20 protein-coding genes, 2 tRNA genes and 1 pseudogene are annotated in these 22,348 nt (G+C 54.1%); 1 reads left to right on the forward strand and 22 read right to left on the reverse strand.

The annotated features are described in order from the left end of the window. The first annotated feature begins 133 nt into the window (after positions 1-133). The gene (locus BN3544_RS13935; RefSeq protein WP_026036807.1) at positions 134-703 is read left to right on the forward strand and encodes a tyrosine-type recombinase/integrase; all 570 of its coding nucleotides are present in this window, start codon (positions 134-136) and stop codon (positions 701-703) included. A gap of 3 nt (positions 704-706) precedes the next feature. Here BN3544_RS13935 and BN3544_RS14320 read toward each other — a convergent pair whose 3' ends face one another. The 22 genes and pseudogenes from BN3544_RS14320 to BN3544_RS14220 form a co-directional block, all read right to left on the reverse strand. After that, positions 707-877, reverse strand: coding sequence for a hypothetical protein (locus tag BN3544_RS14320; RefSeq protein WP_155820558.1), 171 nt, complete (start codon positions 875-877; stop codon positions 707-709). 138 nt (positions 878-1,015) lie between these two features. Continuing rightward, positions 1,016-1,627, reverse strand: coding sequence for a hypothetical protein (locus tag BN3544_RS13940; protein WP_019430845.1), 612 nt, complete (start codon positions 1,625-1,627; stop codon positions 1,016-1,018). 54 nt (positions 1,628-1,681) lie between these two features. After that, entirely contained in the window at positions 1,682-1,942 is a 261-nt protein-coding gene (locus BN3544_RS13945) for a hypothetical protein (RefSeq protein ID WP_019430846.1), read from the reverse strand. A gap of 14 nt (positions 1,943-1,956) precedes the next feature. After that, entirely contained in the window at positions 1,957-2,616 is a 660-nt protein-coding gene (locus tag BN3544_RS14325; RefSeq protein WP_155820560.1) for a hypothetical protein, read from the reverse strand. A 1-nt stretch (position 2,617) separates the two neighbouring features. Then, positions 2,618-2,824, reverse strand: coding sequence for a hypothetical protein (locus BN3544_RS13955; protein WP_019430847.1), 207 nt, complete (start codon positions 2,822-2,824; stop codon positions 2,618-2,620). Positions 2,825-2,856: 32 nt separating this feature from the next. After that, on the reverse strand, positions 2,857-4,149 hold the full coding sequence (locus BN3544_RS13960; RefSeq protein WP_019430848.1) for a tyrosine-type recombinase/integrase: 1,293 nt from the start codon (positions 4,147-4,149) through the stop codon (positions 2,857-2,859). A 111-nt stretch (positions 4,150-4,260) separates the two neighbouring features. Beyond that, positions 4,261-4,336 (reverse strand) — tRNA-Phe (locus tag BN3544_RS13965). A gap of 55 nt (positions 4,337-4,391) precedes the next feature. Next, positions 4,392-5,054, reverse strand: a complete 663-nt coding sequence (locus tag BN3544_RS13970; protein WP_019430849.1) for a response regulator — start codon at positions 5,052-5,054, stop codon at positions 4,392-4,394. Positions 5,055-5,073: 19 nt separating this feature from the next. Further along, positions 5,074-7,371: a sensor histidine kinase gene (locus BN3544_RS13975; protein ID WP_019430850.1), complete on the reverse strand. Its 2,298-nt coding sequence runs from the start codon at positions 7,369-7,371 to the stop codon at positions 5,074-5,076. 1 nt (position 7,372) lies between these two features. Then, entirely contained in the window at positions 7,373-7,957 is a 585-nt protein-coding gene (locus tag BN3544_RS13980; protein ID WP_019430851.1) for a DUF4390 domain-containing protein, read from the reverse strand. 10 nt (positions 7,958-7,967) lie between these two features. Further along, complete coding sequence (gene rsmB / locus BN3544_RS13985; RefSeq protein WP_050999119.1) at positions 7,968-9,320, reverse strand: 16S rRNA (cytosine(967)-C(5))-methyltransferase RsmB; 1,353 nt, start codon at positions 9,318-9,320, stop codon at positions 7,968-7,970. A 19-nt stretch (positions 9,321-9,339) separates the two neighbouring features. Next, positions 9,340-9,882, reverse strand: a complete 543-nt coding sequence (locus BN3544_RS13990) for a LemA family protein (protein WP_019430853.1) — start codon at positions 9,880-9,882, stop codon at positions 9,340-9,342. Positions 9,883-9,984: 102 nt separating this feature from the next. Beyond that, positions 9,985-14,199, reverse strand: coding sequence for a DNA-directed RNA polymerase subunit beta' (gene rpoC / locus BN3544_RS13995; RefSeq protein ID WP_019430854.1), 4,215 nt, complete (start codon positions 14,197-14,199; stop codon positions 9,985-9,987). Positions 14,200-14,222: 23 nt separating this feature from the next. Next, positions 14,223-18,347, reverse strand: a complete 4,125-nt coding sequence (gene rpoB / locus BN3544_RS14000; RefSeq protein ID WP_019430855.1) for a DNA-directed RNA polymerase subunit beta — start codon at positions 18,345-18,347, stop codon at positions 14,223-14,225. A 251-nt stretch (positions 18,348-18,598) separates the two neighbouring features. Beyond that, the gene (gene rplL, locus BN3544_RS14010) at positions 18,599-18,973 is read right to left on the reverse strand and encodes a 50S ribosomal protein L7/L12 (protein WP_019430857.1); all 375 of its coding nucleotides are present in this window, start codon (positions 18,971-18,973) and stop codon (positions 18,599-18,601) included. A gap of 40 nt (positions 18,974-19,013) precedes the next feature. Next, positions 19,014-19,520 carry a 50S ribosomal protein L10 gene (gene rplJ, locus BN3544_RS14015; protein ID WP_026036809.1) on the reverse strand — a complete coding sequence of 169 codons (507 nt, stop codon included), beginning with the start codon at positions 19,518-19,520 and terminating at the stop codon, positions 19,014-19,016. 258 nt (positions 19,521-19,778) lie between these two features. Continuing rightward, on the reverse strand, positions 19,779-20,474 hold the full coding sequence (gene rplA, locus BN3544_RS14020; RefSeq protein WP_019430859.1) for a 50S ribosomal protein L1: 696 nt from the start codon (positions 20,472-20,474) through the stop codon (positions 19,779-19,781). Continuing rightward, positions 20,475-20,906, reverse strand: a complete 432-nt coding sequence (gene rplK / locus BN3544_RS14025; protein WP_019430860.1) for a 50S ribosomal protein L11 — start codon at positions 20,904-20,906, stop codon at positions 20,475-20,477. Positions 20,907-21,049: 143 nt separating this feature from the next. After that, entirely contained in the window at positions 21,050-21,631 is a 582-nt protein-coding gene (gene nusG / locus BN3544_RS14030; RefSeq protein WP_019430861.1) for a transcription termination/antitermination protein NusG, read from the reverse strand. Beyond that, positions 21,631-22,014: a preprotein translocase subunit SecE gene (gene secE, locus BN3544_RS14035; protein ID WP_019430862.1), complete on the reverse strand. Its 384-nt coding sequence runs from the start codon at positions 22,012-22,014 to the stop codon at positions 21,631-21,633. The genes nusG and secE overlap by 1 nt, the downstream gene beginning before the upstream one ends. Positions 22,015-22,112: 98 nt before the next feature. Next, positions 22,113-22,188 (reverse strand) — tRNA-Trp (locus BN3544_RS14040). Between the two features lie 11 nt (positions 22,189-22,199). Continuing rightward, positions 22,200-22,348, reverse strand: a pseudogene (locus BN3544_RS14220) (elongation factor Tu); the annotation flags it as partial.

Below are 22,348 nucleotides of genomic sequence, written 5' to 3' on the forward strand. Positions count from 1 at the left end.
GAGCAGGCAAGAAAAACGGAGAGAAAGGAGCTGCAGGACGACAATTGAACTTATAGTTATCCACAGCCAGCAGACATAAAAGCTGGCTCAAGCCCCTGGTCAAAATTCAATCGGCACAGGTGGTCAATATTGGATCGGCGTCAACACACTTACACCCGCAGAACTTGATCGAGTGCTCACTTACACAGCAACTCAACCCTACGCACAACGAAACAGGGCAATGCTGATGATGACGGTTGCAGCCGGACTCCGCGTTTCCGAAGTTGCTGGGCTGACACTTGGTGATGTGTTGGACAGCACAGGCTGTGTGCGTGGTGAGGTTTTTCTTGCTGCTCATCGTGTCAAACACCAACACGCTCGCACCATTTACATCAACAGCCGTTTGCAACAAGAACTGGCAGACTACATCGCCACACGCATCAACAAAGACCCAGCGTTGCCATTGTTTCCAACACATCGCGGACCACGCTGCAGTTTCTCACCCAACACATTGGCACAACACTTTTATTGGGTTTATCGGAACGCTGGTGTTAGTGGTGCCAGTTCGCATTCAGGTCGCAAGACATTTCTCACTTCACTTGCCAGTCAAGGCGTTTCAGTGTTCGTTCTTGCATCACTTGCTGGACACAAGAGCATCTCAACTACACAACGCTACATCACAGTCAATGATGATGTGAAGCGGCGTGCTGTTGAGTTGGTTTGAGACTTACTTGAAAAGATACCAGATTGTTGATTTGCGTTTTTTATCTTTAAAACTTCCTGCACCAAGTTCAAGCGACTCATCAACAAATCTTTTTTCCTTCGCTTCTCTCCAACGCCTTGCGATAAAGAGAATACACACTATTGCTACCAGTATTCCAACAATGTTCCAAAGCATTTTTATATCCTCTGTTTAACAAAACGCACGGTTTTTCACAGCAACAAACCTGCACTGGCAAAAAACCTGCTTTTCAAAAAACCATACCCTTTTACCCTGCCCAAAGCCTGCAAAGCCCCTATTCATCTGCCCTCCAGCCTATCCGCCTCGTTTCTTACTGTTCGCAAGCACAGCCTTTTCATACTCTTGCAGCAACTCAAGTTGCTCACGCTCATAGTCATCCATTTCGCTCTCTGCCTTTTGCTGTATCGCATCTTCCATCGCTCTTAGTTCTCTGTCTCGCTTCGTCAGCCCTTGCATTCCAATCGGTTGTCCATCCATCCGCCGCAACCCTGCTCGTGTCATTGCGTTGTTTGCCAAGTTCGCAGCAACACTCTTATCTTTGCCATCTTTCAATGCTTGGTTCAGCGTATCAAAGTAAATTTTGGCACCGCGTATTTCCGCTTGTTCTTTTAACCGCTCAAACTCTGCTTCAATTCCATCCCAAGCACTCGCCAGTGCTGCCTTCAACACTTCAATCCGAACCTGTCGTTTGTTCTTCCATCCCAGTGCTTGCTGTTCTTGTTCTGTTCTTGCTCTTTTGTTCGCTCGCAGTTGCTGCTGCTGTTCCCAAGCACTATCCAACTCTGCTCGTTGTGCATCGTTGAGCAGACTGCGGATTTCTTTGTCAGCAATTTCATCACCCGCTTCCAGTTGCTCAATGCGTTTCGTCAAACGCTCAAGTATGTGTGTTCCGTCAAGTTTAGGCATAAAAAAACAGCGTGAGTTTTTAGCCCACGCTGTTCTTGCTACATCAAGTTATTTTTACTTGGCTTTGGTAGTTTTCTTCGCAGCAGGCTTCTTTGCTGCTGGCTTTTTCACAGCACCTTCAACAGCAGGCTTCTTGCTGCCCTTGGCTTTCAAACTTCCACGCAGTTGAGTTGCTGTGAAGCCGTGTTGCTTGCACAACTTCTTCACCATTTCCAAGTCAGCATCTTTACTTGCTTCCAGCAGTTTTTTCTTCTCTTCAGCAAGTTGCTTTTCTTGTGCTTCAATCTCATTTAGTCTTTTCTGTGCATCACTCATTTCAGTTGCTCCTTTTAACAATCAATTCCTTTAGCCTCTACTTCTACAGCGATCGGCTTGCCACTTACACCCGGGAAATTTTTAAACACACTTTCAATCATCGCGGGAACAACAGCATTTATATTTCCACATGATCCGATGCTCTTTGCTCTGATTTCATATGTTTTGGTTGGCTTCTCAGCCATCTTGTATATGTCGATGTTTAATTCTCGCAAGTATTCAGTTCTTTTCACTGGCACCGCACCAACCATGCCATATGTTGGCATTTGTGTAGTTGTAGAGTTGAAGTTGTATGTTCTTCCAAAATTATTTGAGATATTTCCAGTGGTCATACTTGTTCCACCACCCGTCTGTCCGTATATTGGAACTACACTTGATGTAGTTTTACCAGTATCTATGCCGTATGTCATAAATGCAACATACTGTGACCCACTTGAACCATCTGCTGCGGTATATCCGGCACCAATCAATTTTCTCATCAGACTTTCACTGTGGCTTTTAAACGCAAGAGAATTTTTTTCTGACTCATTTATTGGCATCACAACTATTGAACCTCGTTCATTGTGATTTGTTCCATGGAAAGTTGTGAGATTTGTTCTCATCGTCACGCATCCACTTGATGCTGCAACTAAGAGCATGACTCCTAATATTTTCAATAGATTCATTTTTTTCATTTCATGTCTCTTTTTCGAATTTGTGCCACAAGGTAATTGCACCAAAAATTACATAGTTGATGACGAGTGTGATTACGACAATTCCAACACCATACAAAAGTCCATCACTTGATGTCCCCTCATTAATTAACGAGAACACCCAATCAATCCAAACAACACCAGCCCATATCGGCAAAATATTCAGTGCTCGTTTGAGTATGTTTTTCATTGTTCGCTATCTTACACATCTCATAAAAAGAATCAAGCCAACCTATCCGCCGCCATCGTTGCAGTGAGTTTGCTGTAATGACGCTCAATCATTGCTGCACTATTCCCCATTTGTTTTGAAAGGGTATGTATGTCAGCACCACCCTCCAGCAACGCCAGCGTGGCGTAGGTGTGTCGCAGCGAATACAAGGTGCGTGTTTGCCCTGCACTATCCAGCAGCAAGCCGCTGTCCCGCATCAACTTGCGAAAAGTTCCCACCAAACTATGCGGCTGGTGTCCATCACTAAAGCGAAACAGCAAGTGCGGCACTCGTGTGGTTAGCACATCTTCAAACGGCACATCAGCAATGTCTCGTTGCCGTGCGTGAAGCCGCTTCAGCACATCCACTGCCTTGTGCTTGGCAATGAGCCAGCGTCCACCCGTTTTGCCATCCACCCACACACGCAGATACCGCACACCATCCTTTGTGTGCCACTCCAAGTCCCGCCACCTAATGCCCATTGCCTCTGTGCCGTGCCGCATACCCGTGTAGAGCAACATCTCAATGTAGTCACGCAGCAAGGGACGGATTTCGTGCTCCACAGCAAACTTGCCCTTGTGCTGCCAAGTTTCCACAAACGCCAACAACTGCTCTATCTCTTCCTTGCTAAACGCTGGGCGTGTTTTACCCTTCTCGCCCTTGCTGGTGAGTTTGGGCACTGGCACACGCTCTGAGATGTAGCCTTGTTCTACGGCTGTGGCAACCAGTCTGCTCCAAGCACTGGTGAAGTTGTTGAGGGTGCTGGTTTTAGGCTTGCGTGTCATTTGCCTGTCCCGCCACAACTCAAACTCACGCACATCCGTGTGCGTCAATGTCTCCAACTGCCGCTCACCAAAGTAAGGCACGAAGTAGCGTTCAATTATGCTGAGGTAGTCATTCAACGCCGTCTTCTTGCCTTTGCCGTCAATCTGCTGCCGCAACCCAGCACAGCAAACGGCAGCAATTTGTGCAACAGAGTGTGTGCGGTGTGCTAATCCCAACCTTTGTCTGTATCTGGCTTCGTCGTAGATGTCGCAAGCACGGACAATGGCGTGTTCTAACGCTGCTTTACCCGTTGTCTGTCTCACCCAACTACCGTCAGCCAAACGGTAGCGACATTGATACAGCAGACTGCGGCTGCGGCGATACAGAACAAGTTCGCCGTCTCGCAAGTAAATGGACTGCGGTTGAGCAGCGTGGAGGGCTGTGAGGCTGCTGCGGAGGGTGGTTTTTTGAAACGCAGACTTTTTTCCATCCGCGTGTCGCTCTGCCTCTAAATACAAGGTGGAGTGCGGTGGCTGCTGCATTCAGCAAGCCCCACAGCGTGTATCAAGTAGAGGCAGCGTTGGCAGCGTGTGTCTTACGCTGAAACCCCAAAGAAAAACCCCACAGCCTCTTGCGAAACTGTGGGGTGAATCTGGTGGCCTGGACTGGAATCGAACCAGTGACACGCGGATTTTCAATCCGCTGCTCTACCAACTGAGCTACCGGGCCGGAAACAAAAATTATAGCAGAGGAATCAGCCCGATCCCGATGGAGCGAAGACAAATCAGCTGTTGCGTTTGCTTCGCGACAAATCTACGCCCAACTGCTTGAGCTTGCGGTACAGATGCGTTCGCTCCAGACCGGTTTTCTCCGCCACCTTCGTCATCGAGCCGGCTTCATGTGCCAAGTGGAATTCGAAATAAGCTTTTTCAAAAGCATCGCGCACCTCGCGCAAAGGCCGGTCAAGATCAAAGCTTTGTTGAACTTGCAGCACAGCGCTGACAACAGCGTCGCTGGCCAAGCCCATCGCCAAGACTGTGCTTGCCTGTGCGGCCGCGGCCGAACTCACCGCTTGTTTGACTTGGTCTCTGGCCAAACCCTGCTCCACGGCGTTGAGCAGTTTTTGCAAGGTGATGGGCTTTTCGAGAAACGCTTGCGCACCAATTTTGACGGCATCCACGGCCGTATCGATGGTGGCGTGCCCGCTCATCATGATCACAGGCATATTGAGCAGCCCCGCAGCAGCCCACTCTTTCAAGAGGCTCACGCCATCGGTATCAGGCATCCAGATATCAAGCAACACGAGATCAGGGCGCATGCGCAAGCGTGCCTCACGGGCCTTAGCTGCATTTTCGGCAAGTTCAACTTGATGGCCTTCATCAAACAGAATTTCTGAGAGCAGGTCACGTATGCCCAGCTCGTCGTCAACCACCAAAATATTTGCCATATTGTCTGCGTGTCTCTGTTCAATAAGCGGGCGGATTCAATCCACCCATTGTTGTCGCAAGTGCGAATGATAGCGAGACTTGCGCCCCTTTGATTTCGCCGTCTTGCAACACGTTACTCAGCTCAATTTTGGCGCCATGCTCATCTGCGATTTTCTTCACCACGGCCAAGCCCAAACCTGTGCCCTTGGCTTTGGTCGTGACATAAGGTTCAAAGGCGCGCTTGAGAATATTCTGCTCAAAACCTGGCCCTGTGTCGGTCACGATCAAACGAACCCGACTGCGCAGCGCGTTCCACTCTGTGCGCAGGCCAACGCGAGCATCTTTCAGTACTTCGCCCTTTAACTCACAAGCGTCCTGTGCGTTTTGAAGCAGGTTATGAATCACCTGACGCAACTGCTGTTCGTCGCCCAAAATGAATGGGCAAGCGGGGTCCAGCTCAGTGATGACTGGCGCCCGGTGGATTTGGTCAGATGGCTCATTGGCGTACAGCACCATCAAGTCAGCGATCAAGTCATTCATCTGCACGGGTTTCAGATCAGCCGATGGCAAGCGGGCGTAGTCACGGAACTCATTGACCAGTCTTTTCATGGCATCGACTTGGTCGACGATGGTCTTGACCGACTTGGTGAGCACGGCATCGTCTTGCGCATCGAGCTTGCCCATCAGCTTTCGCTGAAGCCGTTCGGCCGATAACTGTATGGGCGTCAAGGGATTTTTGATTTCATGCGCCAAGCGCCTGGCTACTTCGCCCCAGGCTTGTGCACGTTCAGCCGAAACGATTTCAGAAATATCATCAAACACCAACAGACGCATGCCGTCTGGCAGCACCGCACCACGCGCCAACAAGGTCACAGCAGACTCCGTTAACCCTTGTCCAGTGGCATGAATTTCGAACGATTTTTGCCAATGGTCCAACTCATGGGCATCTTTTTCTAATCGGAGCATGGCGAACTGCTCTGACACCCCTTGCGCAAACCCTTGTAAGGCAGGCAGGCTGACGAGCGGCAGGCCTTGATGAGTGGCCACCGGCACACGCAAGATTCGAGTGGCCCCAGGATTGGCAGACTGGATCACTCCTTGGGCATCAATCACCATGACGCCTGCGGTCAAGTTATCCAAAATGGTTTGCAAATTGCCGCGCGCCGTATCCAGCTGAAACAGACTGCGCTGCACGTTGGTTCGGGCATCTGAAAGCTGTTGCGTCATGTCAGCGAATGAACGGGTCAACCCTCCGAGTTCATCTTTGCCTTGTAACGCGAGTTTGGGCGTCAAATCGCCCGCCGCCACTTGGCGCATGCCATGAGCCAACAACAACAAAGGGCGAGCCAATTGATTGCCCAACACCACCGCCAACAAGATGGCACCCAGAACGGCCAAAAACAAACTGAGGGTCAGCGTGCCGATGTACATGCGTCGCAAGCCTTCACGAGCCAAAGCACGCTCTTGGTATTCACGATAGGCCGACTGGACTTCCAGTGCGTTGTTGACCAAGGTCGGGGGCAATTCTTGGGTCACTTGCAACAAGCGCCGCTCAGCATCAAAGGCGAGGCCGGATTGGGGCAACAAGACCAATACCTTGATGCGCCCTTTGTCGCTGCCAGGAATGGCTTCGTCAAACCCCTCTACCCACTCAACGCTGCCTTTTTGGCGGGCATCCCTGATCTGCTGGGCTGGGGGACGTTCGGGTCGAATTTGGAATCTCGATTGCCCCGCACTCGCGACCATGCGCCCTGTGGCGGTCCACAACACGGCATCACTGACACCCAGTTGTTCGCGCATTTTTTCCAACGCGATGCCCGCGCTCACGTCGGCGACATCACTCAATTGGGTGGCGGCAACACGCGCTTGTTTGGTCAGGTCATTGCTTAAGGTGTCCAGGGTGGCGCGCCCCAGATTCAGGCCCGCAACCAGCGCAGCTTCCACTTTGACATCGAACCAGCTTTCAATCGAGCGCGAGACGAACTGATAGGACACCACATAAATCAGCACCCCGGGAATCACGCCGACCAACGCAAATATGCCCGCCAACTTGACCAACAAACGTGAGCCAAATTGACCACGCTTTAGGCGCAGCAACAGCCGAACAGACCCCCACAAAATAGTGATCAACAACCCACTGGCCACAACGACGTTGATCAGCGCCAGCCATTCGTAATTTTGGTTGTACCTTTCACGGTTGCCTGTGGCCTGGGTCATCAACACGAGTAAGCCCAAACCTATCACGACCATGGACAAAGCACCCAAGCCCAACAACCATCGGCTGATTCGCGATGCTTGTTGCGATTGCTTTTGTAATCGACCGAAAGAGATCCCCATCTCAGCGCACCATGTCTGTTGTCAGGCGCATTTGCTTGGCTACCGCCAAGGTCCACTCGGCTTGGCTGCCTGCGGCGATTTGAAAAGGACGGGGCAGCTGAGAGATGTCCAGTCTGAAGCGGTACAAAATGTATTGCCGAGCTTCCAGGTCCAGTTCTGCCATGTCGGCCACTTTCCATCCGGATTGACGACGAATCACATTCAGGGCTTCTGGCAAAGTTTCAAAGTTTTGGGAAATGCTGCCCGCCAAGCCGGCACCTGAAATTGGCTCGCTTGAGACATTCAAACGCCACCGACGGGTCAGTGGCTGAAAAGCCAGTCTGTAATAACGCGTTGCGGTGTTAATTTTGCGGTCGTACCAATACCAGCGGTCACGCATGACCTCGGCTTCGGCCACAAAATGCACTGCAAACCCTTTCATGAGGGCGTCTTCGACGGCCGCCGCCAATTCCAGCTTGAGCTGGGCTGTTAAATACAGTGCCGCATCGCGCCGTTCCGCACGCAGCTCCGTCAACTCTGCCACCGAGTTTTGCGCCCAAGCGGATGACGCGACAAGCAGCCAGGCCCCCAGGACCCAGCAAGCCATGCGCCAGAGCTCAGCCCTGACGCTTTTCCAGCAGTGCGTAATAAAACCCATCATGTTCACCCAATGGATTGTGCTCGACTGGCAGGCCAATTGGCGCCTGCCCCGGTATCAAATGCCCCGGCGAGAGGTGCAACAGCGCATCAGTGTTGCGCTGAAGAAACGCTTGCACGGTTTCATCCCCCTCGGCCTTGAAGACCGAGCAGGTGCAGTAAAGAAGCCGACCACCAGGCACCAGCAAAGGCCAAAGGGCCTTGAGCAGTGCTGCTTGCGTTTTAGCCAATTGCCCACTGTCTGTGGGGCGGCGCAGCCAACGCACATCGGGATGCCGGCGCACGATGCCTGATGCCGTGCAAGGTGCATCGAGCAAAATCGCGTCAAACGGATTGCCGTCCCACCATTGCGCAGGTTGCCCCGCATCGGCCGCACGAACCTCGGCGGAAAGGGCCAAACGCTGTAAATTCTGGTGAATCCGTTCGCAGCGAGACTCATCCACATCCAGCGCCAGCACATGGGCTTGGGGGTACAACTCCAACAAATGTCCAGTTTTCCCCCCGGGGGCGGCACAGGCATCCAGAATTCTCCAAGATTTCGTGGCGTCCATGTCCTGCATGAGCAAGGGGGCTGCCACTTGGGCCGCTGCATCTTGCACAGAAACATGCCCATCTGAAAATCCAGGCAAAAGGTGCACCGGCAATGCCTTGGTCAATTGCAAGCCCTGCTGCCCAACGGCTTGGGCGCTCACGCCCATGGCGACCAATTGCTGTTGGTACGCGGCAACGGCATGAAACCGGGTGTTGACCCTCAGCGTCATGGGCGCGGGCTTTTGTGCAAGCGTCAACAGTTGCTGCCAATGCTGCGGATGATCGGTCTGCAGGCGCTCAACCCACCAGCGCGGGTGATTCCATTGCGACTGTGGATCGGTGTCGGTCTGGCGCACCAAGGTGTCGTGCTCACGCATAAAGCGGCGAAGACAGGCATTGATGAAACCACTCTGGGCTTGGGTTTGCCTCTGTTTGCGTGCGGCCTCTACGGCCTGATTGACCAAGGTGTGAATTGGGTACGGCGCATCCGCATCGTTCCAGCACAAGGCCAATGCTGTGCACAACAAGGCGTCTACCGCAGGCGGAGGTGTTTTGGCTGCCAGCAGTTCACGCAAGGCGGTCGCGCGGCCAAGTTGCCTCAACGCCTGAAAACTCAAAGCCTGAACCCCTGGCCGCAACTCGTGCGGAACACTTTCGAGCTGCGCGGTCAGAGATCGGCCCTGACGTGTCGCCTGAACTGCGGACGCGGTGGCTTGCAACAAACGCCACAAAGGGGGGGACTGTCCCGATAAGGTCTGAACGTGAGATGGCGCTTGTGTCATGGTTGGTTTCTAACGGCACTCAGGCTGCGCCCATGGACAAATCCATTCGCGTGGCCGGCTTGAGGTTCAAACGCCTGGCCAGCCACGACGCAGGTCGCATGGCCAGCGCATCGTTGTATGCCGCCACCGCCACATGGTAAGGGATGAGCGCAGCAGGCAGCGTTTGTCGCATCCGGTTCAAGGCAATGTCCAAATCAGGCTTGACTGCCTCGTTCGCGGTTTGCAGAATCAGACGGATCTCGGTCAGCACTTTTTGATGCTGTGTCGCCACTTGCTTCTGGCTTTCATTGTCCAACGGCTGCAAGCGGGCTAGCGACAGCGCCTCCAACAATTCATCACACGCCAATTGCAGCGCTTGCAGATCGTCTGCCCCCGCGCCAATGGCAAGCGACTGCCGCGCTGCAATACCGCCTTGCATGCGAACCAGCAAACGCAACCAAACCGCATCGACACTGCTCCATTGCCGAACAACCTCAGCCCGCAGCCGAACCAGGCGGTTGTGCGCACCCACCGCCCAAAACAAGGCGATTGCGAGCAACAAGCCAAAGATCAATGCACCCATGGTTTCATCTCCGTTGAACCGTCACCATAAAAACAGCCCCTGACCGCCAAACGGTGCAGGGGCTGTTCACGTTGCTCACCTTGTGAAAGGTGAACGCGTTACTCAGGCAGCTTCGCCTGCGTCTGTGACGGCGTCTTCGGTCGACTGGCCCGCCAAGTCCGCAGCCTCGGCGTCGGCAATGGCACGGCGCTCTGCGTCGTCCATCGCGTCCTTGACCGCGCGGGCCTTGTGATAAGCCAAGCCGGTACCGGCAGGAATCAAGCGACCCACGATCACGTTTTCCTTCAGACCACGCAACTCGTCACGCTTGCCCATGATGGCCGCTTCGGTCAACACACGGGTCGTTTCCTGGAAGGAAGCGGCCGAGATGAACGAGTCGGTCGACAAAGATGCCTTGGTGATACCCAGCAACAAGTTGCTGAATGTCGCCGGGATTTTGCCTTCGCTTTGCAGCGCATCATTGGTGTTGAGCATCTCAGAACGCTCGACCTGCTCACCAGAAATGTAGGTCGAATCACCGATGTTCTCAACCACCACGCGACGCAACATCTGACGAACAATCACTTCGATGTGCTTGTCGTTGATCTTCACACCTTGCAAGCGGTAAACGTCCTGCACTTCGTCGACGATGTAGCGTGCCAGCTCTTCGATGCCCAACAGGCGCAAGATGTCTTGTGGGTCGGCGGGGCCGTCCACAATGCTCTCGCCTTTGTTGACCACTTGGCCTTCGTGCACCAGGATGTTCTTCTCTTTCGGGATCAGTTCATCCCAGACCTTGCCTTCTGGATCGGTGATCTGCAAGCGGACCTTGCCTTTGGTTTCTTTACCGAAGGACACGGTACCAGTGATCTCGGCCAACATGCCTTTGTCTTTGGGCGTACGGGCTTCGAACAGTTCGGCCACACGGGGCAAACCGCCGGTAATGTCTCGGGTCTTCTGACCTTCGACCGGAATACGGGCCAGCACCTCGCCGGGGCCTACATCCATGCCGTCGCGCACCTGAATCAAGGAGCCGATCTGGAAGCCAATCGTCACCGAGTGATCGGTGCCGGGAATCTTGACCTCTTTGCCTTGCGCATCGATCAGTTTGACCTGAGGACGGATGACCTTGGCTGCACCACGGCGCTTGGGGTCGATGACCACCAAAGTGGACAGGCCGGTCACTTCGTCGAGCTGCTTGGCAACGGTCATGCCCTCTTCGACGTTCTCGAACTTCACCTGACCGGCGAATTCGGTGATGATCGGGCGGGTCAATGGATCCCAGTTGGCCAAGATGGTGCCAGCCTTGATGGTCTGGTCTGCCTTGATGGCCAGAATCGCACCGTAAGGCACTTTGTGACGCTCGCGCTCACGGCCGTGCTCGCTGATCACGATTTCACCAGAACGGGAAATCACCACCAGCTCACCTTTGGTGTTGGTCACATAACGCATCGTGGCATTGAAGCCGATGATGCCGTTGGACTTGGCTTCCACACTGGAGGCCACTGCGGCACGCGAAGCTGCACCACCGATGTGGAAAGTACGCATGGTCAACTGGGTACCGGGTTCACCGATGGACTGAGCAGCGATCACACCCACAGCTTCACCGTTGTTGACCAAGCCACCACGGCCCAAATCACGGCCATAGCACTTGGCGCACAAGCCAAAACGTGTGGCACAAGTCAGCGCTGTACGCACCTTGACTTCGTCAACACCAACGGCTTCCAGTTCGTCGATCAGGTCTTCATCGAGCATCACGCCCGCCGCGGCCAGAACAGAACGGTTTTCAGGGTGCAAGACATCATCGGCCACGGTGCGACCCAAGATACGGTCACGCAGCGACTCAATGACTTCACCACCTTCGACGATGGCGCGCATCAACGAGCCGTCAGAGGTGCCGCAATCCAGCTCGGTAACGACCAGATCTTGTGTGACGTCAACCAGACGACGGGTCAGGTAACCCGAGTTGGCGGTCTTCAAAGCTGTGTCGGCCAGACCTTTACGCGCACCGTGTGTCGAGATGAAGTACTGCAACACGTTCAGACCTTCACGGAAGTTCGCCGTGATGGGGGTCTCAATGATCGAGCCGTCAGGCTTGGCCATCAGACCACGCATGCCAGCCAGCTGACGAATCTGCGCTGCAGAACCGCGAGCACCGGAGTCGGCCATCATGTAAATCGAGTTGAACGATTCCTGATCGACTTCGTTGCCATGGCGGTCAATGGTCCGCTCTTTGCGCAGCTGGTCCATCATCACCTTGGACACGACGTCACCGGCTTTGCCCCAAATGTCGACCACTTTGTTGTAGCGCTCGCCAGCGGTCACCAGACCGGAGACGTATTGCTGCTCGATGTCTTTGACTTCTTTCTCGGCAGCCTCAATGATGGCTGGTTTCTCTGGCGGCACCAACATGTCGTCGATACCAATCGAGATACCAGCGCGTGTGGCCAAGCGGAAACCGTTTTGCAACAGCTTGTCGGCGAACACCACGGTCTCTTTCAAACCGCACTTGCGGAATGACGTGTTGATCAGCTTGGAAATTTCTTTCTTCTTCAGCGCCTTGTTCAGGTTCGAGAAGGGCAAGCCCTTAGGCAAAATTTCCGACAGCAAGGCACGGCCCACAGTGGTTTCCACCATGGACACGGACGAGGTGAATTCACCCGTCGCTTTGTCTTTGGTCCACTCGGTCATGCGCACGTTGATCTTGGCACTCAACTCGACAGCGTTCGCATCCAATGCGCGCTGCACTTCACCGATGTCGGCAAAGATCAGGCCTTCGCCCTTGGCGTTGATTCGGTCACGCGTGGCGTAGTAAAGACCCAGCACCACGTCTTGCGACGGCACGATGGAGGGCTCGCCAGAAGCTGGGAACAAGATGTTGTTCGAGGCCAGCATCAAAGTGCGGGCTTCCATCTGGGCTTCGACCGACAAAGGCACGTGAACAGCCATCTGGTCACCGTCGAAGTCGGCGTTGAAGGCCGCGCAAACGAGAGGATGCAACTGAATGGCTTTGCCTTCGATCAGCAGGGGCTCAAAGGCCTGAATGCCCAAACGGTGCAGGGTTGGCGCACGGTTGAGCATCACGGGGTGCTCTTTGATGACCTCTTCCAGAATGTCCCAGACCACGGGGGTGCCGGCTTCAACTTCTTTCTTGGCCGCCTTGATGGTGGTGGCGATGCCCATGGCTTCGAGGCGGGCAAAGATGAAAGGCTTGAACAGCTCGATGGCCATCAACTTGGGCAAACCGCACTGGTGCAGCTTGAGGGTTGGGCCCACGGTGATAACGGAACGACCGGAATAGTCGACACGCTTGCCCAGCAAGTTCTGACGGAAACGACCGCTCTTGCCTTTGATCATGTCGGCCAACGACTTCAAGGCGCGCTTGTTGGCGCCGGTCATGGCCTTGCCGCGACGACCGTTGTCCAGCAAGCTGTCCACGGCTTCTTGCAACATGCGCTTTTCGTTGCGCGCGATGATCTCGGGGGCCTTCAGTTCCAGCAAACGGCGCAGACGGCTGTTGCGGTTGATGACGCGGCGATACAAATCGTTCAGGTCGGAAGTCGCAAAGCGACCGCCGTCCAGCGGCACCAACGGACGCAAGTCCGGTGGCAACACGGGCAGAACTTCGAGCACCATCCAGCCGGGCTTGATGCCTGACTTCTTAAATGCTTCCAGCACTTTCAGGCGCTTGGAGTTTTTCTTGACCTTGAGCTCGGAGCCGGTCAAGTCGCCACGCAGGCGCTCGATTTCGCTTTCGATATCGATGCCTTCGAGCAATTCGCGAATGCCTTCAGCGCCCATCTTGGCCGTGAATTCGTCGCCGTATTCCTTGACCTTGGCGTCGTAGTCATCTTCGGACATGATGCCGAACTTCTTCAGCGGAGTCATGCCAGGATCGGTCACGACATACGCTTCAAAGTACAACACGCGTTCGATGTCGCGCAAGGTCATATCAAGCACCAGACCCAAACGCGATGGCAGCGATTTCAGGAACCAGATGTGGGCGCAAGGCGCGGCCAGATCGATATGGCCCATGCGCTCGCGACGCACTTTGGTTTGTGTGACTTCAACGCCGCACTTCTCGCAGATCACGCCGCGGTGCTTGAGGCGCTTGTACTTGCCGCACAAGCATTCGTAGTCTTTGATGGGGCCAAAAATCTTGGCACAAAACAGACCATCGCGCTCGGGCTTGAAGGTGCGGTAGTTGATGGTTTCCGGCTTTTTCACTTCGCCGAAAGACCACGAACGGATCTTCTCGGGCGATGCCAGGCCGATGCGGATCGCATCGAAGTGGTCATCGGGCGTGAACTGCTTGAACAGGTCGAGTAGTGATTTCATGGTTTAAATCCTTTGCCTGTGAATTAAGAACGCTCGAGCTCGATGTCAAGGCCCAGCGAACGGATTTCCTTGACCAGCACGTTGAACGATTCGGGCATGCCCGCCTCGATGGAGTGTTCGCCTTTGACGATGCTTTCGTACACCTTGGTACGGCCTTGCACGTCATCCGACTTCACGGTGAGCATCTCTTGCAGAACGTAAGAGGCGCCATAGGCTTCCAAAGCCCACACTTCCATCTCACCGAAACGCTGACCACCGAACTGCGCTTTACCACCCAGCGGCTGCTGTGTGACCAAGCTGTAAGGACCGGTTGAACGCGCGTGCATCTTGTCGTCCACCAAGTGGTGCAGTTTCAAGAAGTGCATGTAGCCAATGGTGGTTGGACGGTCAAAGGCATCGCCTGTGCGACCGTCAAACAAGTTGGCTTGTGTGCGTGTAGCGGTGAGACCTTTGGCCTTTGCCAGTTCTTCTGGATACGCCAGATGCAACATCGCACGGATTTCTTCTTCTGCAGCGCCGTCGAAAACGGGCGTTGCGAATGGGAAACCTTCTTTGAGGTTGTCGGCCATTGCCAGGACTTCGTCATCGGTCAATTGCGACAAATCTTCCTTGCGGCCCATGCTGTTGTACAACTGCTCGAACAGCTTGCGCAATTCAGCAATTTTTTCCAAACGTTGGGTTTCAGCTTGCAGCATGTTGCCAATGCGCTGGCCAATACCTTTACCGGCCCAACCCAAGTGGACTTCCAGCACCTGTCCGACGTTCATACGCGAAGGAACGCCCAATGGGTTCAACACGATGTCGGCCGGTGTGCCGTCGGCCATGTAAGGCATGTCTTCGACCGGAACGATCTTGGAGACCACACCTTTGTTACCGTGACGACCGGCCATCTTGTCACCCGGCTGCAAGCGGCGCTTGACGGCCAAATAGACCTTGACCATTTTCAGCACGCCTGCTGGCAACTCGTCGCCTTGGGTGAGCTTCTTGCGCTTTTCTTCAAAAGACAAGTCAAAGCTGTGACGGGTTTGCTCCAACGAGTTCTTGATGGACTCGAGTTGCATCGCCACGTCGTCTTCTGCTGGACGGATGTCGAACCAGTGGAACTTCTCGACCGACTCCATGTAGGCCTTGTCGAGCTTCGTGCCTTTGGCCAGTTTCTGAGGACCACCGTTGGCCACTCGGCCCACCAGCAATTTCTCGATACGGTCAAATGCATCGGCTTCCACAATGCGCAACTGGTCGTTCAGGTCCAGACGGAAACGCTTGAGTTCGTCGTCGATGATCTGCTGTGCGCGCTTGTCACGCACAATGCCTTCGCGGGTGAAGACCTGCACGTCAATCACAGTGCCTTGCGAGCCTTGATCCACGCGCAGTGATGTGTCTTTCACGTCACTGGCTTTTTCGCCGAAGATGGCGCGCAACAGTTTCTCTTCTGGCGTGAGTGTGGTCTCGCCTTTTGGCGTGACCTTGCCGACCAGCACATCGCCGGGTTGCACTTCTGCACCCACATAGATGATGCCGGAGTCGTCCAGACGTCCCAGTTGCTGTTCGGACAGGTTGGGAATGTCGCGCGAAATCTCTTCGGCACCCAACTTGGTGTCACGGGCCATGACCACGAGTTCTTCGATGTGGATCGAGGTGTAGCGGTCTTCCGACACGACACGTTCCGAGATCAGGATCGAATCTTCGAAGTTGTAGCCGTTCCAAGGCATGAAAGCGATCAGCATGTTCTGACCAATGGCGATTTCGCCCAGGTCGGTCGATGCACCGTCGGCAATCACATCACCCTTGGCCAGTTTGTCGCCACGTTTGACGATGGGACGCTGGTGGATGTTGGTGTTCTGGTTGGAACGCTGGTACTTGATCAGGTTGTAGATGTCCACACCCACTTCACCGGCCAATGCTTCAGCGTCGTTCACCCGAATCACGATGCGGGTGGCGTCAACATAGTCCACGATACCGCCACGTGTAGCCGTCACAACGGTGCCGGAGTCGACCGCTGCAACGCGCTCGATACCGGTGCCGACCATGGGCTTTTCAGGGCGCAGCACAGGCACAGCCTGACGCGACATGTTGGCACCCATCAAAGCGCGGTTGGCGTCATCGTGCTCCAGGAATGGAACCAGCGATGCGGCGACCGACACGATCTGGGCAGGCGACACGTCCATGTACTGAATGCGCTCGGCACCACACAGGATAGATTCGCCTTTTTCACGGGCAGAAACCAAGTCACCGGTCAGCTTGCCGTCTTTGTCCAAAGCCGCGTTGGCCTGGGCGATGACGTACTTGCCTTCTTCGATGGCGGACAGGTAGTCGATGTTCATCGTGACTTTGCCGTCGATCACTTGGCGGTACGGCGTCTCGATGAAACCGTACTCGTTCAAGCGGGCGTACAAAGCCAGCGAGTTGATCAAACCAATGTTTGGACCTTCAGGCGTTTCAATAGGGCATACGCGACCGTAGTGGGTCACGTGCACGTCACGCACTTCAAAGCCTGCACGTTCGCGGGTCAAACCACCTGGGCCAAGTGCCGAAACACGGCGCTTGTGGGTGATCTCGGCCAGCGGGTTGGTCTGGTCCATGAACTGCGACAACTGTGATGCGCCAAAGAACTCTTTCAACGCCGCCGAGATCGGCTTGGAGTTGATCAAATCATGGGGCATCAATGGCTCTTGCTCAGCTTGGCCCAAACGCTCTTTCACGGCTTTTTCGATACGCGCCAAACCTGTGCGGTATTGGTTTTCAGCCAATTCACCCACGCAACGCACGCGGCGGTTACCCAAGTGGTCGATGTCATCGACTTCGCCATTGCCGTTGCGCAAGTCCACCAAGATCTTGACCACAGCCAGGATGTCTTCGTTGGTCAGCACCATCGGACCAGTGGAGTCTGGACGACCCACACGGGCGTTGAACTTCATGCGGCCGACACGCGACAAGTCGTAAGTGTCGGGGTTGTAGAACAAGCGCTGGAACAAGGCTTGCACAGCGTCTTCCGTTGGCGGCTCGCCAGGACGCATCATGCGGTAGATGGCCACGCGTGCAGCGAACTCATCAACGGTTTCGTCAATGCGCAGGGTTTGCGAGATGTACGCGCCCTGATCGAGTTCGTTCGTGTAAATGCAGGGCAGGTCTTGAATGCCGGAGGTGCGCAGCTTTTTCAGCAGTGCTTCAGTCAACTCTTCGTTGGCCTTGGCAATGATTTCGCCCGTGTCCGCTTCGACAATGCTGCGAGCCACAACGCGGCCGAGCAAATAGTCTTCTGGCACGCTGATGTGTGTGGTGCCCGATTGCTCGAGTTCACGGGTGTGACGCACGGTGATCCGCTTGTCTTTGGCCACCACCACCTTGCCGGACTTGTCGGTGATGTCAAAGCGGGCCACTTCGCCGCGCAGACGTTCTGCGACAAATTCCATTTGTGCGCCACTGTCCATCAGACGGAAGTTATCGTTGACGAAGAAGTTGGCCAAGATCGACTCTTGGTTCAGGCCAATGGCCTTCAACAAAATCGACACAGGCATCTTACGGCGACGGTCAACACGGAAATACAGGATGTCTTTCGGGTCGAATTCAAAGTCGAGCCACGAACCACGGTAAGGGATGATGCGTGCCGAGAACAGCAACTTGCCCGAGCTGTGTGTTTTGCCCTTGTCGTGTTCAAAGAACACGCCTGGCGAGCGGTGTAACTGAGACACGATCACGCGCTCTGTACCGTTGATGATGAAAGAGCCTTTGTCGGTCATCAAAGGCACTTCGCCCATGTAGACCTCTTGCTCTTTGACTTCCTTGACCACTTTGGACTGCGATGTCGAAGAATCGCGGTCATAAATGATCAGCTGAACACGTGCGCGCACAGCTGAAGAGAAAGTCAAGCCACGGGTCTGGCATTCACGAACGTCAAACGCTGGCTTGGCCAGGTTGTATTCGACAAACTTCATCTCCACAAAACCATTGTGGGACACGATCGGGAAGGCCGACTCAAATGCGGCTTGCAGGCCTTCGTGTGTGCGTTTGGATGAAACAACACCCGCTTGCAAGAAGGACGTGTAAGCGTCTTTTTGCATTTGCAGCAGGTAAGGAACTTCGAGCACGCTTTCGCGGCTGCCGAAACTTTTGCGAATTCGCTTGCGTTCGGTGTATGAATAGGCCATGAGATCTCCGGGCTTGATCTTTCAGAACTGTGTGTTGAACGAGTTTTAAGCTCATTCAACGGGCTTGGCGGCTGGCCTCTACCAGCGTTGGCGGACGATTGCGCATTGCACGCAACCCGAACCAAGGGTTTTCTGCAGTCGGGTCAGAAAACACTGAAAAACAGCTCTTTTTGCGCTGTTTTTCGGTGTGCTCTTCAAGCACCAAAGGCTGGAGGCCCTTGCGGACACTCCAGCCTTGGAACAAGACTGAATTACTTCAGTTCGGCCTTGGCGCCAGCTTCTTCCAGCTTTTTCTTAGCGGCTTCAGCGTCAGCTTTTGGCAGGGCTTCTTTGACTGCTTTAGGAGCGCCGTCCACCAGGTCTTTGGCTTCTTTCAAGCCCAAGCCTGTGATTTCGCGCACAGCTTTAATCACGGACACTTTGTTTGCGCCAGCTTCCAACAACACCACGTTGAATTCTGTCTTCTCTTCTGCAGCAGCAGCGGCACCGCCACCACCAGCAGCAGGAGCGGCCATAGCGGCAGCGCTCACGCCAAACTTCTCTTCGATGGCTTTCACCAGGTCGTTGAGTTCCATGACCGTCATGCTGTCCAGCGCGGTCAAAAATGCGTCTTTATCGAATGCCATTTTTATTTCCTAACAATTGGTTAAAACACGAACGCTGGCCTTAAGCGGCAACAGCTTCGCCTTCGCCTTTTTTGGCCGCCAGAGCACCCAACACCACTGCAGTGCGGGACATTGGCGACATCAGCAAGCCACACAACTGAGCCAACAACACTTCTTTCGAAGGGATGCTTGCCAATTGCTTAACGCCATTGACGTCCAGAGCTTTACCTGCAAATGCACCTGCACGAATCACCAACTTGTCGTTGGTTTTCGCGAAGTCAGCCACCACTTTAGCGGCAGCTACTGCATCTTCAGAGAAGCCATAGATCAGCGGGCCGGTCATCTGATCGGCAACAATTTCAAACTGCGTACCTGTCACAGCACGGCGAGCCAAAGTGTTTTTCAACACCGTCAGCGAAACGCCGAGGCTGCGAGCTTTGACGCGCAAGTTTGTCATGTCAGCGACCGTGATACCACGGTATTCCGCCATCACCAGCGTTTGAGCTTTAGCGGCGAGGTCGGTCACTTCTGAAATGACCGCTTCTTTCTCACTGCGATTCAGACTCAAGGTCTACTCCTTTATATGTGTTTTTCGGGTCACCCCTGAAACACGCCTATTTGCAGCGACCAACTGTTTTGGATGTTCATCCATCTGCAGCGGGATCGCCATCTGCGTTGGCCCAAACCCTCAACATAAGCCGAAAGTTTGTTGATTAAGCACAGCGATCTGTGCACCAACGGTCTTGGATGGCCTGCCGCCTTTTTTGACAAAGACTGCAGCCCACCACATTGAGTCAACCTGACGGTTGACTCAAATTTCACGCAATCAAGCTGCGATGGATTGTGTGTCGACGCGAACGCCCACACCCATGGTCGAAGACACGGCCACTTTGCGCAGGTAAACACCTTTGCTGGTCGCAGGCTTGGCTTTCACCAAGGCTTCGATCAATGCAGCCAAGTTGCCTTGCAACTTGTCGGAGTCGAATGAACGACGGCCAATGGTGCCGTGCACGATACCGGCTTTGTCAACGCGGAACTGGACTTGACCCGCTTTGGCATTGCGCACAGCAGTAGCGACATCAGGAGTAACAGTGCCGACTTTGGGGTTTGGCATCAAGCCACGTGGACCCAAAATCTGACCCAAAGTACCCACAACGCGCATCGCGTCAGGAGCTGCAATTACCACGTCGAATGGCATGTCACCCGCTTTGACCATCGCGGCCAAATCGTCCATGCCGACGATGTCAGCACCAGCGGCGCGGGCTTCGTCAGCCTTTGCACCTTGTGCGAACACAGCCACGCGAGCGGTTTTACCAGTGCCATTGGGCAACACAACAGCGCCCCGAACCACTTGGTCAGACTTCTTGGCATCGATACCGAGTTGCACAGCCACGTCGATGGACTCATCGAACTTGGCATTGGCGCACTCTTTGACGATGACCAAAGCGTCGGCCAATGGGTACAGCTTGTTGCTGTCCACTTTGCCAACAAAGGCTTTTTGCTTTTTAGTGAGTTTGGACATTTACACGCCCTCCACATTCACGCCCATGGAGCGGGCAGTACCAGCGATGGTGCGAACGGCTGCGTCCATGTCGGCGGCAGTCAGATCTTTCATCTTGGTTTTGGCGATTTCTTCCAGCTGAGCGCGGGTGATCTTGCCAACCTTTTCCAGACCTGGCTTGGTCGAAGCCTTGTCGATCTTGATGGACTTCTTGATCAAGGTCGCAGCAGGCGGCGTCTTGATGATGAAGGTGAAGGACTTGTCTGCAAACGCAGTGATGACCACTGGCAATGGCAGGCCCGGCTCAACGCCTTGGGTCTGGGCGTTGAACGCCTTGCAGAATTCCATGATGTTCAAACCACGTTGACCCAATGCTGGGCCAATTGGTGGCGATGGATTGGCTTTACCAGCTGGCACTTGCAGCTTGATGAAGCCGACGATTTTTTTCGCCATGCTTTTCTCCTTGCGGGTTTTAACGCCCAAGACCTTTGGGTCTAGAGCTCCCCGGGGTTAACGACTCTGAAATATTGTCGGGCGCCGAGTCGGTAAGCACCAAACAGAAAACAAATAAACCAGTCGGGTTATAAGCAAAAAACTTATGTCTTTTCGACTTGACCGAACTCCAGCTCAACCGGTGTAGCGCGACCAAAAATGGTGACAGAAACACGCATCTTGTTGCGCTCGTAATTGACTTCTTCAACCGTTCCGTTGAAATCCGTGAATGGGCCTTCTTTGACGCGGATGTACTCACCCACCTCAAATTCGACTTTGTGGCGTGGCTTGTCAGTGCCCTCTTGCATCTGACTCACAATTTTCTGAACATCTGCTTCAGAAATGGGCGCTGGACGGTTCTTGGCGCCGCCCACAAATCCTGTGACCTTGTTGGTGTGCTTGACCAAGTGCCAAGTTTCGTCGTCCATCACCATTTCAACCAGCACGTAACCAGGGAAAAATTTGCGTTCGGTCGTCCGCTTTTGGCCATTTTTGACTTCCACAACCTCTTCGGTTGGAACCAAAATGCGACCAAACTTGGTCTCCATGCCCGAGCGTGCGATCCGCTCAATGATGTTGCGCTCAACCGCTTTTTCCATGCCCGAGTAGGCATGAACCACATACCACTTCAGGTCTGGGTTGGTAGAAGAGCCCGCCATCGGCGCGTTGACTACTGCATCGTTCATTATTTTTTCCACCCGAGAATCAGATCGTAAAAAACCCATTCCAGAGTTTTGTCGGTGAGCCACAAAAACAGGGCCATCACCACCACAAAGGCAAAGACATAAGCGGTGATCTGCATGGCTTCTTTGCGCTCAGGCCAGACCACTTTCTTGACTTCACGCACGGCTTCACGGCCAAAAGCGATCAGTTGACGGCCCAATTCAGACGTGAAGAAAATCACAATCGCGGCCACCAAACCCACCAGCAGGCCACCCCATTGGGCCAAACTGCCTTTGCCGGCCAACATGTAATACGCCACCAATGCAGCAATGACCAGTGCACCAGCCAATGCCAGACGCATCTTGTCAGCAGTAGCATTCACGGTTTGAACTTCGGACGTTGCCATACGGCTTGAAACCTTTGTTGAGCCCTCTTTCAAGAGGACTCTTATCAGACAAGGAAGCCCGCTAGAGTCTAGCGGGCTTGAAAATCCACCTTTTCAGGTGGCAGGGGCAGTAGGAATCGAACCTACAACCTTCGGTTTTGGAGACCGACGCTCTGCCAATTGAGCTATACCCCTACATGAAACCTTTAAGCGATGATCTTGGCAACAACGCCGGCGCCAACGGTGCGGCCACCTTCGCGGATGGCGAAGCGCAAGCCTTCTTCCATCGCAATGGGGTTGATCAACTTCACAGTGATCGACACGTTGTCACCAGGCATCACCATCTCTTTGCCTT

Origin of the sequence: Limnohabitans sp. Rim47 (assembly GCF_001517545.1) — a bacterium.
In the GTDB taxonomy this organism is placed as follows: domain Bacteria; phylum Pseudomonadota; class Gammaproteobacteria; order Burkholderiales; family Burkholderiaceae_C; genus Limnohabitans_A.

Excerpts from the sequence above, each read along its gene's own strand:
- BN3544_RS14320 (WP_155820558.1), bottom strand. The coding sequence starts at position 877 with ATGCTTTGGAACATTGTTGGAATACTGGTAGCAATAGTGTGTATTCTC.
- BN3544_RS13940 (WP_019430845.1), bottom strand. The coding sequence starts at position 1,627 with ATGCCTAAACTTGACGGAACACACATACTTGAGCGTTTGACGAAACGC.
- BN3544_RS13945 (WP_019430846.1), bottom strand. The coding sequence starts at position 1,942 with ATGAGTGATGCACAGAAAAGACTAAATGAGATTGAAGCACAAGAAAAG.
- BN3544_RS14325 (WP_155820560.1), bottom strand. The coding sequence starts at position 2,616 with ATGAAAAAAATGAATCTATTGAAAATATTAGGAGTCATGCTCTTAGTT.
- BN3544_RS13955 (WP_019430847.1), bottom strand. The coding sequence starts at position 2,824 with ATGAAAAACATACTCAAACGAGCACTGAATATTTTGCCGATATGGGCT.
- BN3544_RS13960 (WP_019430848.1), bottom strand. The coding sequence starts at position 4,149 with ATGCAGCAGCCACCGCACTCCACCTTGTATTTAGAGGCAGAGCGACAC.
- BN3544_RS13970 (WP_019430849.1), bottom strand. The coding sequence starts at position 5,054 with ATGGCAAATATTTTGGTGGTTGACGACGAGCTGGGCATACGTGACCTG.
- BN3544_RS13975 (WP_019430850.1), bottom strand. The coding sequence starts at position 7,371 with ATGGGGATCTCTTTCGGTCGATTACAAAAGCAATCGCAACAAGCATCG.
- BN3544_RS13980 (WP_019430851.1), bottom strand. The coding sequence starts at position 7,957 with ATGGCTTGCTGGGTCCTGGGGGCCTGGCTGCTTGTCGCGTCATCCGCT.
- rsmB (WP_050999119.1), bottom strand. The coding sequence starts at position 9,320 with ATGACACAAGCGCCATCTCACGTTCAGACCTTATCGGGACAGTCCCCC.
- BN3544_RS13990 (WP_019430853.1), bottom strand. The coding sequence starts at position 9,882 with ATGGGTGCATTGATCTTTGGCTTGTTGCTCGCAATCGCCTTGTTTTGG.
- rpoC (WP_019430854.1), bottom strand. The coding sequence starts at position 14,199 with ATGAAATCACTACTCGACCTGTTCAAGCAGTTCACGCCCGATGACCAC.
- rpoB (WP_019430855.1), bottom strand. The coding sequence starts at position 18,347 with ATGGCCTATTCATACACCGAACGCAAGCGAATTCGCAAAAGTTTCGGC.
- rplL (WP_019430857.1), bottom strand. The coding sequence starts at position 18,973 with ATGGCATTCGATAAAGACGCATTTTTGACCGCGCTGGACAGCATGACG.
- rplA (WP_019430859.1), bottom strand. The coding sequence starts at position 20,474 with ATGTCCAAACTCACTAAAAAGCAAAAAGCCTTTGTTGGCAAAGTGGAC.
- rplK (WP_019430860.1), bottom strand. The coding sequence starts at position 20,906 with ATGGCGAAAAAAATCGTCGGCTTCATCAAGCTGCAAGTGCCAGCTGGT.
- nusG (WP_019430861.1), bottom strand. The coding sequence starts at position 21,631 with ATGAACGATGCAGTAGTCAACGCGCCGATGGCGGGCTCTTCTACCAAC.
- secE (WP_019430862.1), bottom strand. The coding sequence starts at position 22,014 with ATGGCAACGTCCGAAGTTCAAACCGTGAATGCTACTGCTGACAAGATG.